This is a genomic window from Snodgrassella sp. CFCC 13594, assembly GCF_001590725.1.
GTDB lineage: Bacteria > Pseudomonadota > Gammaproteobacteria > Burkholderiales > Neisseriaceae > Snodgrassella.
The window spans coordinates 1-513 of sequence record NZ_LQXR01000090.1 but is presented as its reverse complement, the minus strand read 5'-3'; the positions used below and the strand labels follow the sequence as shown (position 1 = coordinate 513).

Annotated in this window: 1 pseudogene; it reads right to left on the bottom strand. The window is 40.4% G+C overall.

The features are described from left to right. Positions 1 to 219, bottom strand: a pseudogene (locus A2F46_RS11855) (hypothetical protein); the annotation flags it as partial. Between the last annotated feature and the right edge of the window lie 294 nt (positions 220 to 513).

Genomic DNA, 513 nt, shown 5'->3' with positions numbered 1-513 from the left:
ACTTTCTAAAGCCAATGGAACCGATAACTTGCTGAGGGTTTCAGGCAGCCTGATCGCATCCAACGGGATGGCGTCACTGTGTTGAATATTAGGTGTCTTCATCATTTGGCCAATCAAATTATCTATTGCCGGCACTAAACTAATTGGAATGCGTTTAACAACCATTGGTTGACCAGTTTTGGGTTTGCGTCCGGCACCTTCGCGCTTACCACCTGCCATGATGTTTTACTCTTTTGAATATGTAACGCAATCATATTTCGAGTGACTAGGGAATACAAGCCCAAATCTTTAAGGTCTTCATTTCTGAAAAAAAGAAGTCACCGCACTGGCGCGTATCAATATATGAATAAGGTCTATGAAGTGCTCTATGTATAGCGTGTCCGTTATGTGCATTCTAAATTGGATATATCGTGCAAAGTACTGTGTTCAGTATGTACAAACATATATTTTATAAGGATTATTTTTAAGTACGCGAAAAGCCGGTTTTGGACTAGGAAAAGGTAAATTTCGGGG